This is a genomic window from Bacteroidota bacterium (assembly GCA_005882315.1).
Classification (GTDB): domain Bacteria; phylum Bacteroidota; class Bacteroidia; order Chitinophagales; family Chitinophagaceae; genus VBAR01.
The window spans coordinates 32,577-46,030 of sequence record VBAR01000009.1 but is presented as its reverse complement, the minus strand read 5'-3'; the positions used below and the strand labels follow the sequence as shown (position 1 = coordinate 46,030).

Genomic DNA, 13,454 nt, shown 5'->3' with positions numbered 1-13,454 from the left:
TCTATCCTAATGCAGGCTTTCAGTGAAGCTTGTTGAACTGTTCAGCATCGGGTAAGAAAAAGAGCGGGGACTATCATGTTGTAATGGCTTTTAGCCAATGCGGTTTTACGGTCTTATTCCGCTCTTTGTTCTTTCTGAATCCGTTCTTATATCTGTAACTAAATTTATTGAATTGTAAACATAGGACGGGGTTTTCTGCTCTGCTGGCTGAAGAATATAGCCAAGCGGCAAAATATAACATCAACTGCATTAACTTTACTCAAAAGCGGTTCGGGTGACGAATAACAGAATATCAGCACAGAAGATTGCCCTGGTGGTTGGGAGTTACTTTTTTTTAGACATAGAACATAAAAAAAGAAAATGATAACAATTGACAACTATTTAGACAGTCATTATATACATAGAAGCAATTGGTTAAGAGCAGCTGTTCTAGGTGCGAATGATGGAATAATATCTATTTCAAGTCTTGCAATTGGTGTTGCTGCGGCAAGCTCAACAAGAGATCCTATAATTTTAGCAACTGTTGCTGGACTTGTTGCGGGTGCATTATCAATGGCTGCCGGTGAATACGTTTCTGTAAGTTCACAAACTGACACAGAGAAAGCAGACATTGAAAGAGAAAAAATTGAACTTAAAGAAATGCCAGAAGAAGAGTTAAAAATATTAGCTCAAATCTATGAAAAGAGAGGACTAAAAAAGGAAACCGCAATGCAAGTAGCAATTGAATTCACAGAGAAAGATGCATTGGGAACACACATTAGAGAAGAATTAGGTATAAACGAGATTAGTCAAGCAAACCCAATACAAGCTGCAATAGCGTCGGGGGCTTCATTTACAGTTGGAGGAGTATTACCTCTTTTGGTAGTACTTTTTGCCCCAATAAAAGGAATGGAATATTGGCTATACGGTTTCACAACTATTTTTCTAATTGTTTTAGGTGCTATTTCAGCAAAAACAGGAGGCTCAAACATAAGAAAAGCCATTTTACGTATTACTATTTGGGGTACGATTGCAATGGGCTTATCCGCATTAGTAGGCTATCTTTTTGGGGTTAAAGTATAGTTTGATTTTTGGAAAGTAACCGTGAAAAATTACGCCACCGATTACAATGAAGACCAGGGAGTCCGATTAAAGTTGAAAGTCTTCAAAAAAAAGATGTGAGTCACTAAGCCCCTGCAGCAACTCACTTGAGTAAACCAAATAATAAAAAATCCTGCTTATATATTCAGCAGGATTTTTTTTAACCTGAGTATCCGAAACGGAAAGTGAATGGAGCCTGGACCATGAATACCTGTTTGCCCGCAGGCAGGTTTTTCAAAATATTTTTCTATACCTCATTTTAAAAGAATAAAAAAATTTTAAGCAGCAGCATCCCATAATTTCAGGAACAAAGTTTTCTTTCTTTTAGCCACATCAATGTACTCACCACTTACCAGTTTTATTTTTCCTGATTGATAGTGCCGGATAAATTTTTTATTGACAAGATGGGTACGATGTATGCGAATGAAATCCTCATTCTCTCCCCTATTGTCTTTTACAGAAAGGGATGAAAGCTGTTCTTCAAACCAATGCAGCAGTTTTGCTACAACCAGTGTTTTATTATCCGAAAAAAATAATTTACTGTAATTGCTGAGGGCTTCTATTCTTACTATTGTGTCAATATCGATTAGTTTGATCCCCCTGTCGGTTCGCAGCAGAAGTATCTGCTGACCCGTATTACTTTGATTGTTTATGAATAATGTTTTCATGTTTTCTGAATTGAGATTTTAATGTTTTAAACCAATCAACTTTTTTAATTCATTTATTTGTTGTTGCAGGTCATTCAGTTTTTGATTTTGATCTTCAATTACTGTTTGTTGTTCCTGCATTCCTTTCACCAGTACAGGAATAAAGTCATTGTAGCGAACTGAATAAAATCCATTATCATCTTTGGAGATGATGCCTTTAACGGGCAAGCCCAATTTTATAAGACTAGCTTCAACTTCCTGTGCAATAAATCCATACTCGTTGCGGGAAGAGTTGTTTCTTTTATATGAAACGGGACGCAGTTCATTGATAAGCCGCAAAGCGGAAGAGATTGTGCGGATATTTGTTTTGTACCTCGCATCTGAACTTACAGTCCAGCCAACTTGTATATACGCATCAGTAATAGACCCATCACCCAGGCGAACCTGGTTGCTGGCTGTTGCAACCGGTACCTGCGCATCATACCCAATCATTATATTATTTGAACCAGAACTAAGGTTATAGCCTGCGTTTTGACCAATCGCAGTATTGAAAGAACCTGTAGTATTTCTTAAAGCAAGATTTCCAAATGCTGAATTACTTTCCCCTACCGAATTCAAATACAAAGAACCATAGCCAGCCGCTGTATTACTGTTACCGGTTGTATTGCTTGCAAGGCTAAGTACACCTATTGCTGCATTCGTTGCGCCTGTCGTATTAGCCGTGAGACTTTGATAACCTATAGCTGTATTGTTAGTAGCATTATTTGTCACTAAAGCCTCCGCACCCAAAGCTGTATTATTATTTCCGCTGGTATTGTTTGACAGCGAAAGGTAGCCCGACGCTGTATTATTGGATCCATTGTTTCTATTCAGGCTCAGGAATCCATTCGCACTATTATTGTTACCAAAAATATTATTCAACAGAGCTTTTGAACCCGTAGCGGTATTTCCAGATCCCAGGTTATTACGCAATGCGCTGTCACCAACTGCCACGTTATTTATTCCCGATACATTGAGTCCAAGTGTTTCATTGCCAAACGCAGTATTGGAACGGCCGGTCGTATTATTCATCAGGCTCTGGAAACCTGCGGAACTATTGTTAGTCCCACTTGTATTCTTAGCTAGTGCTTTTGCCCCGATCGCCGTGATACCAGAGGCTGTATTTGTCCGAAGGGCACTGTCCCCGATCGCTACATTATTGTTACCAGACAGGCTGGTGCTTAATGCAGCGGTCCCGATCGCAATATTGAATTGCCCATTGGTATTACTACTTAAACTTTTATGACCTATTGCTGTATTATGGCTGCCGGTAGTGCTGTTGTGCAAAGCACTATCACCAATCGCATTATTATACCAACCGGTTGTATTGCTTGTTAATGCCCGGTATCCTGCAGCAGTATTCTTTGACCCGGTGGTATTATTTCGCAAAGATTGCAAACCGCTGGCCGTATTCTCCTGCCCCGTTGTATTCAACAACAGCGCATGAAAACCGGTTGCTGTATTAAAACTTCCTGAAGTATTACTATTCAGGCTAAGAGCACCAACAGCAGTGTTGGAAGAACCCGTTGTATTCGCTTTCAGGCTTATGTACCCTACAGCTGTATTCAGATCGCCGGTTGTGTTGTTCATCATCGCTTCGTGGCCCAGCGCAGTATTATTAGCAGCAGCATTTAAATAAAGCGTAGATGCTCCTACTGATACATTATTGCTTTTGTCGGTGCTGCTGTATTGGCTATTATATCCCACCGCCACATTGTAAGTACCCGTTGTATTATTCCTCAACGCTTTTGACCCCGCAGCCGTATTCTGCGAAACTGTATTAGAAAGAAGTGCACTGTCACCCACGGCTACGTTATTGTTGCCAGTTTGATTAGCATTTAGTGCAGCAAAACCAATTCCGGTATTGGCTGACCCTATGGTATTATTTACTAAGCTACCACCTCCTGTAGCTGTATTGTTAACTCCTGTTGTGTTAAATCCGAGGGTCGCAGTGCCTAATGCAGTATTTCCCTCTCCTGTCGTGTTGTTGTACATTGATTGAAATCCTACTGCCGTATTTGACTCCCCCGTTGTATTATTATATAATGACTGGGAACCTGTAGCTGTATTAAAATACCCTACGGTATTTTTAAGCAAACTGACACTTCCCACTGCTGTATTATGATGACCCGTTGTATTGTTAAGAAGGGCACCATAACCACTTGCAGTATTTTCATTGCCAGTTTGATTTTTATTTAAGGCCGCATAGCCTAAGGCAGTATTTTGTCCCCCAGTTGTGTTGCTCAATAAAGTTCTGGACCCAATGGCAGTATTCTCTGAATTTGTATTGAAGTGTAAGGCGCTATCTCCGATTGCCACATTGCGAGTACCATTTACATTCGTCCGTAATGCTTCTGCACCAATAGCAATATTATAATGACCACCAATATTATTTCGTAAAGCAACAGATCCGATACCTATATTAAAATATCCTGTTTGATTAGAATAAAGTGCTGCGTATCCAAATGCTGAGTTGTATTCACCTGTTGTATTGGCATTCAAACTTGATACCCCCATAGCTGTATTTTGGCTTCCGGAAGTATTTTGGTAAAGACTTTGGTATCCACTTGCCGTATTATTATTACCTGAGAGATTTTGAAGCATGGTCGCTTGCCCTAGTGCGGTATTAAAACTACCTACTGTATTGCTTAATAGAGATCCGGAACCAAATGCAGAATTACTGGTGCCGGTAGTGTTGTCTCCAAGACTCGAAACCCCCATAGCAGTATTTAAGATCCCAATAGTATTATTGGCCAGGCTATTTGAACCGGTAGCAGTATTATTATACCCAGTTGTGTTGAGCATCAAACTCAATGACCCTGTTGCGGTGTTCTTGTATTAAATACTAAACTTTCATATCCTGTCGCGGTATTATCCGAGCCCGTAGTATTCCAATACAATGTTTGTGTGCCTATAACTGAATTACGACTGCCGGTCGTGTTGTTCGCCATACTCTGGTAACCAAATGAGCTATTGGCTTGTCCTGTTGTATTCGTATACAAACAATGATACCCAAAAGCCGCGTTTAAATTTCCGTTGGTATTAAAATGCAGGGCCCGGGCACCGACTGCCGTATTGCCGCCAACCACCGTGGCCCATAAGGCACTATCCCCGATCGCGACATTGCTGTTGCCTGTATAATTAGAAGCTAGGGTAAATTGACCTAGTGCAGTATTTCTTGAACCGGTTGTGTTGGTCAACATGCTATTAAAACCTACCGCGACATTGCTGGTGCCTATTAAATTACTGTAAAGTGCTTTTGAGCCGATGGCGGTATTACCTGATATTCCAAATGATGACCAGAGTGCACTATCACCAACAGCTACATTATTGCTGCCGGATTCATTGGATCGCAATGCTTCTATGCCAATGGCTGTATTGGAATACCCGGAAATATTGTTTCGTAGACTTACCGTTCCAACTGCCGTATTGTTATTCCCGCTTATGTTAGAATATAAACTGCCGTAACCCAGCGCAGCATTACCAAACCCTGTAGTATTGACCATTAAACTCAGCGAGCCAATAGCGACATTGGTATATCCGTTCGTGTTTTCGCGTAGGCTTTGATTACCGATCGCTGTATTATCAAAACCGGTAATATTTGACGACATACTATTCACTCCAAACGAAGCATTGGATCCATCAATTAAACCAGCGTTGATATTATTGACCTTAAATCGCAATCCATTGTTATCAGTCGTTCCGATAAAATGTGTAGCGGGTGTAGTACCGGCATTTCCTCCCAGGTTCCATGCACTTTTTGAAGTCACCATTCTTTCCCAAACTGGCGTAATTGATGTACCTGAATTATAATACAAACCTTGCACACTATCAGTTTGAAAAATTATAAGACCATTGGCGGGTGAAGCCAAAATATTCTTTTGTGCTGTTGTCATTCTCGGGATCAACATTCCCTTACTGGTACTATTTACATGCAGCAATGCACTGGCATCGGGTGTAGTTATACCTATCCCTACATTTTGAGCTTGTAAACTGGAAGAGAATTGAGCAAGAATAAGCAGTAGTGTAGCTAAAGAAAAATTTCTCATTTGATTAGTCAGTTGCTGTTTCATGTATTTATTGGTTTTCGGGTTATCGTGGCTGTTCTTGCGTATCTAGTTTTTGAATTCGTTTATCAAAAACTTTGATAACAACAAGTATTAATAACATGGTTACGATGATGACCAGGATGAAAAAAATCTTTGTTTTAGTATTTCGCATGTTAAAAATCATCAGCCCGAAAATTAGAAGTGGCAATAACGGTTTCCAATTTTTCGAGAGGACAATAATTCGCCGGGGGATGGACAAAAATTTGCCGGAGTAGTGGACAAGAATGTGACAAGTCAACTAATCAGTTGAAAATGAATTTTAATTTGAGATGAGTGAGGTGAAACTAATTTAAGAGTGATTCCTCTTTACATTTTAGTAATTGCTTCTTCAATGCTGACTTCCGCATCAATGTTCAATCGCTGACGCAGACGTTGTTTTGTTTTGTAAACACTATTTGCAGAGATCCCGAGTATTGATGCGATCTGGCTGGTAGATAAATGCAGCCTGGTTAGCGCTGCCATTCTCAATTCGGCAACTGTTATATCGGAAACCTTTTCCTGGAGGTTAATAAAAAATCCGGGGTGTATCTTTTCAAAAAGAGATTTGAACTTATTCCAATCTTCTTCGGTCAATATTGTTTGCCTGCTGAGTTCCGAAATGATCTCTTGTTGTTCTGATGTTGCTTGTTTGCCTTTTGCCTGCAATTCCAGCTTTTCGATCAGGTTTGTTTTTTCAACAAGGTTTTCCGTAAACATTTTTAATTGATCTTTAGCAGAAGTTACTTCCTGCTCCATCAATAGTTTTTCCTGCTCGACTTTCTCCGTTTTTAATTTCTGCCTTAACCGCTGCCTGTTAACAGCTAATACAACAATGAGAAAGAGAATAATAATTGAAGCAATGATGATGTTTCGGAACAGTAATTGCGATCGTTTTTCCTTGTTCAGGTTTTGAATATTGTAGCGGCTTGTTTCATCATTTAGTTTTGCTTTTGAAATAGCCAAACTACTGGTGGCTACTACTTTTTCAAGCGAATCATTGATCCGGGACCAAAGATTATTATAATAAAATGCGCTATCATAATTACCCAGTTCTCTGAATATCTGCGTGGCGGTATAATAGGTATTTCTTAAATAATTTGCATCCGGCCACTGTTTTAATAATTGAAATGCTTCTCTTACTTCGGCTAAGGCCGACGCTTTATTGCCCAACGCCAGGTTAGTTCTTGCAGCCCATTGTAATGAATTACCTGCATTGTCAAAGTACTTTTTTGCTTTGCTGGCATTATAATCTCCTTTTAATAAAGCATACGCTGTATCATATTTTCCCTGGGCATAAAATATCTGTCCTATATTTCCCGAAACGATTCCTGTCCACACGGTATCTTTTATTTGTTTAGCCAGGTCTAATGCCCGGTTGTAAAAGATCAATGCTGAATCATAAACTTGCTGACGATGAAAACCTAATGCAACCGTATTCATGCAGCTTACCGTATATGATTTGAATTCGGTGGGGAAACTTTGCCAGGTAGTTATTGCCTTTTTGCCATAGCGGATAGATTCATCGTACTCTCTTACCCTGTAAAGCAGCTCTGCTAGGAACTGGTATTGCGCTGGCCCGACGGGGTATGAAAGTTTTTCATAAAGATCGATACCGTTTTTGGCATACATAACAGAAAGCCCAACCTCTCCAAAAAGTATACTAACACTTCCATAAACATAGCTCACATATGCCACCAACAAATCATCTTCTGATCGGTAAGCAATATCAATTGCAGAAGAATATAGCGTTATAAGTTGTTGTTTGACCCAGTCTACATTGACAGGCACTTTTCCAACCCGCTGAAACTCGTAGTAACATTTGTAAAAGATCATGCGGGCCTTTAGACAATTGAAAAACGCCTTGAAATGATCCCCTTTTGATCTTCTCTTTTCAGCCAACTCATCTATAAATTGAAAAGCTTGCAGGCTGTCAATTTTCTGCAATTTTGATATCAGGCCAGGCAAACTATCGTATACACTACGATCCTTTTTACTTAATTCAACAGCCCATTTTTCTGGATCTAATTCTGCATGCGCAGGTTGAGCAAAAACAAATTGAATTGAGAAGAAAAAAGAAATAGTAAGTAGGGCGTACAGCTTCACGGCGTATGATGTTGTTATTTAGCCTTGAAAATAAGGATTTCGGCAAATTTCTGAATGGAATATTTAGGTTAATTATTACTCATTTCGGAATCCAGTGCCCGGTAAATTCAACGTATATTTGCAGCTTCATTTTTTATGAGCAAAAAAGGAAAAGTTTTAGTGGCCATGAGCGGTGGTATTGATAGTACCGTTACCGCATTGATGCTTCATGACGAGGGATATGAAGTAGTGGGCATTACTATGAAGACATGGGACTATGCTGCAAGTGGTGGAAGTAAAAAAGAAACGGGTTGCTGTAATTTGGATTCTTTCAACGATGCAAGGCAGGCTGCCGTTGAACATGGCTTTGCACATTATATTCTCGATATACGTGAAGAGTTTGGCGGATTCGTAATTGAAAACTTTGTCGATGAATATCTCGCCGGTCGTACACCTAATCCATGTGTGCTTTGCAATACACATATTAAATGGCGTGCATTATTGAAAAGAGCCGATGCATTGGATTGTGAATTTATTGCAACGGGTCATTATGCAAAGATCCGTCAGCACGATAATGGAAGGTTTGTTGTGAGCAAAGCAATTGATGATACTAAAGATCAGAGTTATGTTTTATGGGGATTACAACAGGATCTACTCAGCAGAACATTATTACCATTGGCTCCTTTCCGGAAAACAGAGATACGTCAAATGGCATTGGACTATGGCTACCCTGAACTGGCAAAAAAATCTGAGAGTTATGAAATTTGTTTTGTTCCCGATAATGATTACCGTGGTTTCTTAAAAAGAAATGTAGAAGGGCTGGAAGAAAGAGTGAACGGCGGAGATTTTGTTGACAAGCATGGAAATATTTTAGGTAAACATAAAGGCTATCCATTTTATACAATTGGACAGCGTAAAGGTTTGGACATTGCATTTGGTAAACCTGTTTTTGTAACAAAGATTGACCCCGATACCAACACCGTTGTTTTAGGCGATGAAGAAGACCTGGAACAAAATGAAATGAAGGTTGGTAAACTGAACCTGATAAAATATGATATGATCAGCCCCGGAATGGAGGCGGTTACCAAGATCCGTTATAAGGATAAAGGTGCCTTATCAAATATTTATCCTGAAAATGGAACGATGAAGGTGAAGTTTTATGAGCATGTAAAAGGCATAGCCCCGGGCCAAAGTGCCGTGTTTTATGAGGGTGATGATGTGCTTGGTGGCGGGATTATCCAGTCAGGAAGCCTTAATAATCAACGATAATTTGAGCTGATTCTCAGGCAATAATGCCTAAAAAAATACGTTTTAAAGCGGGACTCTATGTAGCCCCGCTTTTTGTTTTTAACTTAGCGCCAGTTTTAAAAATTTGTATCCCTGAAATCGAACACCATCTTATGAGAGCAACTCTACTTTCACGATTATATCTTTTGATTGCTGCCGCAATTTTTATTTCTTCCTGTAAAAAAGAAACTGAAGAATTTCAAACCGAAGCATTGTCTGATTATGTGCCTTTGCAAACAGGGAAATATATCACCTATCGTTTAGATAGTACTGTATTCACAAACTTTGGCCGTGTTACCGCCATACGCAAATACCAGGTAAAACATTTAGTCGATCAGCAGATAACAGATAACGAAGGACGTCCTTCATGGAGAGTGTTTCGTTTTATCCGTGATTCTGTTAATACTACTTCGTGGACTCCTGCACAGGCATGGATACCTTATGGAAGTTATATGGTAACTGTTCTGCACGATCAATTAGAAATAACAGACGACGATAATCTCCGTTTTATAAAACTTCATTTAGGCATACGTGAAGGCAACAACTGGAAAGGAAATAAATTTTTACCCACTAACCCATATGGCCCTGTATTCAATTTCAGTGTGGATGATGCGATGTTCGATTGGGATTATTTTTACGAAGAAACAGGTGGCTCATTTTCTTTTGGTGGAAAAAATTATTCAGACGTATTAACTGTTGAACAGCAGGATGAAACCGAGAATTTTCCAAATACGGATCCTACATCATATGCTTCACAGGCACGCAGCGTAGAAAAATATTCGAAAGATATTGGTCTTGTTTACCGTGAATATTTTCTTTGGGAACAACAGCCTAACCCGATCCTTGTAAACCCTGGTCCTCCCCCTGTTTATAATTACGATCCTTTCCGCATTGGTTTCGGCATCAAAATGTGGATGATCGATCACAATTAACTTCTTCTTATTTTAACCAAATTCACCATTGATAAATCAAGGCTTAATTTGCCGTTGTGATTTAGTATTTTTGGCTCGCCAAAAACGGTCCATGAAAAAAACAATTATTGCTTTAATAAGTCTGTTACTCTTTGCTGAAACTATCGAAGCCCAGCCTACTCGTTTTCTTGTAAAATTTAAACATAAGGGTGGTACACCATTTACTATTGCCAACCCGACTGCATATTTGTCACAACGTGCCATTGATCGCAGAACGAGATACGGTATTGCTATTGACAGTACTGATCTTCCTGTTAATCCTTCATTTGTTGCACAAATTGCAGCGATACCCGGTGTTACAGTTTTGAATGTTTCGAAATGGTTGAACCAATTAAGTATTGATACAACGGGTGTAAATACAGCGGTCAGTACTATTAGCGCAATGCCTTTTGTTGAAAGCGTATCTGTGCTCGCCGCTAAACATTCAGGAGGAAGCGGAAGATTGCAGCCGGATAAATTTTTTCTTGAAGAACAGCTTGTATCTTCAGAACAATCGCAGCTAAGAGTAACACAAACAACAGCAGATTTTTTTAATTATGGTGCTGCGTCTTTCAATGAGATCAATTTGCATAAAGGACAATTCCTTCACAATATCGGGTTGCGTGGGCAGGGTATGCAGATCGCTATTCTAGACGGCGGATTTTTTAATTACCAGACATTGGATGCAATGGACAGCATCATTATAAATAACCAGGTATTGGGTACATGGGATTTTGTAAGTAGCAATACAAATGTGAATGACGATCATCCGCATGGTATGCAATGCTTATCCATTATATGTGCCAATATTCCCGGTGTATTTATGGGTAAAGCACCCAAAGCAAATTTTTATTTATACCGTACAGAAGATACCGGCAGCGAATTTCCTATTGAAGAACACAATATGGTATGTGGAATGGAAAGAGCTGACAGTACAGGTGCCGATATAATTTCCGCATCACTCGGTTATTTTGAATTTGATGATCCATCACTTAATTATACCTATGCCAATATGAATGGCAACACTACTATTAGTGCAAGGGGTGCTGATCTTGCTGCAAAAAAAGGAATCCTCTTTTTTAATGCAGCAGGTAATGAAGGTAATGGAGCATGGCATTTTATCATTACTCCTTCAGATGCAGATAGTGTTGTAGCAGTAGGTGCAGTAGGCACCAATGGAGTTGCGGGAAATTTTACCAGTCTCGGACCTTCATCTGATGGGCAGGTAAAACCGGAAGTAGCTTCTGTTGGTGTAGGTGCAAGAATCCAAACAACAAGTAATACAGTTGCCAGCGGTAATGGAACATCATTTGCTTGTCCGAATATGGCTGGTTTAGGAACTTGTTTATGGCAAGGTTTTCCAGAGTATAATAATATGCGGATCGTAAGAGCACTTAAAGAAGCAGGTAGCCGTTTTACAAATCCAAATGATAGTATCGGTTATGGAATCCCGAATATGAAAAAAGCATTTGGTGCTTTATTGCGAGACTATGCCACTTCATCATCAACATTGAATGTATGCAATGTGACATTAAACTGGAGCACAAAGGATGTGAGTGCTATGCGTTATGAAATTGAAAGAAAGGCTCCGGGTGATGCTACCTTTATAAAAATCGCAGATGTGGCTGCTACTGCAGGAAATATATTATTAGGAACCAGGAATTATCAATTCATAAATACCCTGACGAATGTTTCATCAGGCACAATAGAATACCGCATCAAACAATTTATTGATACCAGCGCAGCAGAATTGGCATTTGAGTATATCGACACAACAAGTATTAATCTTGCAACAGCATGCACAACAACCGGAACAGGTGGCGCTAATCCCAACAGCGAAAAAGTTTCTGTATTTCCCAATCCATCTTCATCTGTTACCAATCTTGTTATAGAAACACCTTATGCAGTGTCGCAAATGACGATCGTAATTCATGATTCAAAAGGAAGACTGATGCACCAGTTAAAAACTTCAAAAGGAAGCGGGAAAACAACAATTGAAATTCCTTATCTCAAATTCGGTAAAGGAAAATATTATATAACTGTATATAACGATAAGAAAGTTATCTCAACAGAAGAATGGATAAAACTATAAAGAACGCCTGAATAAAGCAGCAAACATCGTGTCTGCTTTTTTATCATAACCTTTCAGCAATTCCATCTTTATCAGATCAAGATGGAATTCTTTTTTTATAAACTCGACATTCTCTTCATTTTCATTTTTAAAAACGGAGCAGGTGATATATAGAAAATAGCCACCCGGCATAAGTTGAGTAATTGTATTGCTGATAATTTTCTTTTGCAACGAACTGTATCTTTCAATTTCACTTGTTTTGAAAAAAGTCAATTGCTCAGGGGTTCTTGCCCATGTACCGCTTCCACTACAGGGCACATCCGCTATGATTACAGAAGGTTGAAGACTTAGTATTGAAGACCTGATATTTGATGCAGTAAGATCAGCAATAACGGATCTATACTTTGTTATACCGGCTTCATTAAATCTTTTTTTAAGGTTAGCAAGAATGCTTTCACGTATATCACTCACAGTTAGATCTAATTCACCCAATATGTCTTTTACAAGAATAGATTTACCCCCGCTTGCGGCGCAGCAGTCCCAAACCTTTAACGGTGTCCCGAAAGCTTTCGGGATTAAATCATCCTTTATCAATTTTAAAAACTCACCAATCTGCTGTGAACTGTAATCCTGTATCACAACTTCTTTATCCAGCCCGAGTATATCTTCAAGTTTAGTTGAATTTGATAAACTAATACAATTATTCCCGTCAAATTGATATTGCACCCCTGCACTTTCCAATTTTTTCAGAACAATTTCTATTTGCCCGGGTCTTATTCTTAAAAATAAATCCGGTTGTGTGAGAAATGATCTGGCAAATTTTTCATGATCAATAGCACTACTTAATTCATCATTCCATTGAAATATATCGGACGCTGAAAATTGAATATTGAGTATTGAGCATTTTTCTTCAACAGGTAAACTAACCTTTTCATTCCATTCCGGTTTTAGTGCAGTCAGTATTTCATTAGATGAATCAGAACAAAGAAATAAAGCAGTTAAAAATCTTTCTTCAGCAACCAACCCAGAAGCTGTTTTACCCAAACGAAAACAACAATAACACAAATGAGCTATCTGCTTTCTGTCTTTTGATCCATATTTTTTATTCGCTGCAAAATGCTTTTTCAGGAAAGAAGCAAATGGCTCCTCTCCTTTGTATTGCTCTATAATTCTTATAGCACTGTTGAGATATGAATGATATCTGCTCATA

The 13,454-nt window shown here is 39.0% G+C and carries 9 protein-coding genes; 4 read left to right on the top strand and 5 right to left on the bottom strand.

The features are described from left to right. Window positions 1–360 precede the first annotated feature (360 nt). A complete protein-coding gene (locus tag E6H07_19950; GenBank protein ID TMI61307.1) occupies window positions 361–1,062 on the top strand; it encodes a VIT family protein in 702 nt (233 codons plus the stop codon). A 296-nt stretch (window positions 1,063–1,358) separates the two neighbouring features. On the opposite strand, the gene E6H07_19945 is transcribed toward E6H07_19950, so the two are convergent. From E6H07_19945 to E6H07_19930, 4 genes are all read right to left on the bottom strand, one after another. Further along, complete coding sequence (locus tag E6H07_19945) at window positions 1,359–1,748, bottom strand: LytTR family transcriptional regulator (protein ID TMI61306.1); 390 nt, start codon at window positions 1,746–1,748, stop codon at window positions 1,359–1,361. Between the two features lie 18 nt (window positions 1,749–1,766). Beyond that, on the bottom strand, window positions 1,767–4,571 hold the full coding sequence (locus E6H07_19940; GenBank protein TMI61305.1) for a hypothetical protein: 2,805 nt from the start codon (window positions 4,569–4,571) through the stop codon (window positions 1,767–1,769). 5 nt (window positions 4,572–4,576) lie between these two features. After that, on the bottom strand, window positions 4,577–5,839 hold the full coding sequence (locus tag E6H07_19935; protein TMI61304.1) for a hypothetical protein: 1,263 nt from the start codon (window positions 5,837–5,839) through the stop codon (window positions 4,577–4,579). A 342-nt stretch (window positions 5,840–6,181) separates the two neighbouring features. After that, window positions 6,182–7,957, bottom strand: a complete 1,776-nt coding sequence (locus E6H07_19930) for a transcriptional regulator (protein TMI61303.1) — start codon at window positions 7,955–7,957, stop codon at window positions 6,182–6,184. A gap of 135 nt (window positions 7,958–8,092) precedes the next feature. On the opposite strand from E6H07_19930, the gene mnmA reads away from it, so the two are divergent. From mnmA to E6H07_19915, 3 genes are all read left to right on the top strand, one after another. Continuing rightward, window positions 8,093–9,205: a tRNA 2-thiouridine(34) synthase MnmA gene (mnmA, locus tag E6H07_19925; GenBank protein TMI61302.1), complete on the top strand. Its 1,113-nt coding sequence runs from the start codon at window positions 8,093–8,095 to the stop codon at window positions 9,203–9,205. A 131-nt stretch (window positions 9,206–9,336) separates the two neighbouring features. Then, entirely contained in the window at window positions 9,337–10,155 is an 819-nt protein-coding gene (locus E6H07_19920; GenBank protein ID TMI61301.1) for a hypothetical protein, read from the top strand. A 91-nt stretch (window positions 10,156–10,246) separates the two neighbouring features. Further along, complete coding sequence (locus E6H07_19915; GenBank protein ID TMI61300.1) at window positions 10,247–12,265, top strand: T9SS type A sorting domain-containing protein; 2,019 nt, start codon at window positions 10,247–10,249, stop codon at window positions 12,263–12,265. Here the strand turns inward: E6H07_19915 and E6H07_19910 are convergent. Further along, on the bottom strand, window positions 12,260–13,453 hold the full coding sequence (locus tag E6H07_19910; protein ID TMI61299.1) for an Fmu (Sun) domain-containing protein: 1,194 nt from the start codon (window positions 13,451–13,453) through the stop codon (window positions 12,260–12,262). The genes E6H07_19915 and E6H07_19910 overlap by 6 nt on opposite strands. Window position 13,454 lies beyond the last annotated feature (1 nt).

What these genes read in the sequence shown, in the direction of transcription:
- E6H07_19950 (TMI61307.1), top strand. Translation starts at nt 361, where the DNA reads ATGATAACAATTGACAACTATTTAGACAGTCATTATATACATAGAAGC.
- E6H07_19945 (TMI61306.1), bottom strand. Translation starts at nt 1,748, where the DNA reads ATGAAAACATTATTCATAAACAATCAAAGTAATACGGGTCAGCAGATA.
- E6H07_19940 (TMI61305.1), bottom strand. Translation starts at nt 4,571, where the DNA reads ATGCTCAACACAACTGGGTATAATAATACTGCTACCGGTTCAAATAGC.
- E6H07_19935 (TMI61304.1), bottom strand. Translation starts at nt 5,839, where the DNA reads ATGAAACAGCAACTGACTAATCAAATGAGAAATTTTTCTTTAGCTACA.
- mnmA (TMI61302.1), top strand. Translation starts at nt 8,093, where the DNA reads ATGAGCAAAAAAGGAAAAGTTTTAGTGGCCATGAGCGGTGGTATTGAT.
- E6H07_19920 (TMI61301.1), top strand. Translation starts at nt 9,337, where the DNA reads ATGAGAGCAACTCTACTTTCACGATTATATCTTTTGATTGCTGCCGCA.
- E6H07_19915 (TMI61300.1), top strand. Translation starts at nt 10,247, where the DNA reads ATGAAAAAAACAATTATTGCTTTAATAAGTCTGTTACTCTTTGCTGAA.
- E6H07_19910 (TMI61299.1), bottom strand. Translation starts at nt 13,453, where the DNA reads ATGAGCAGATATCATTCATATCTCAACAGTGCTATAAGAATTATAGAG.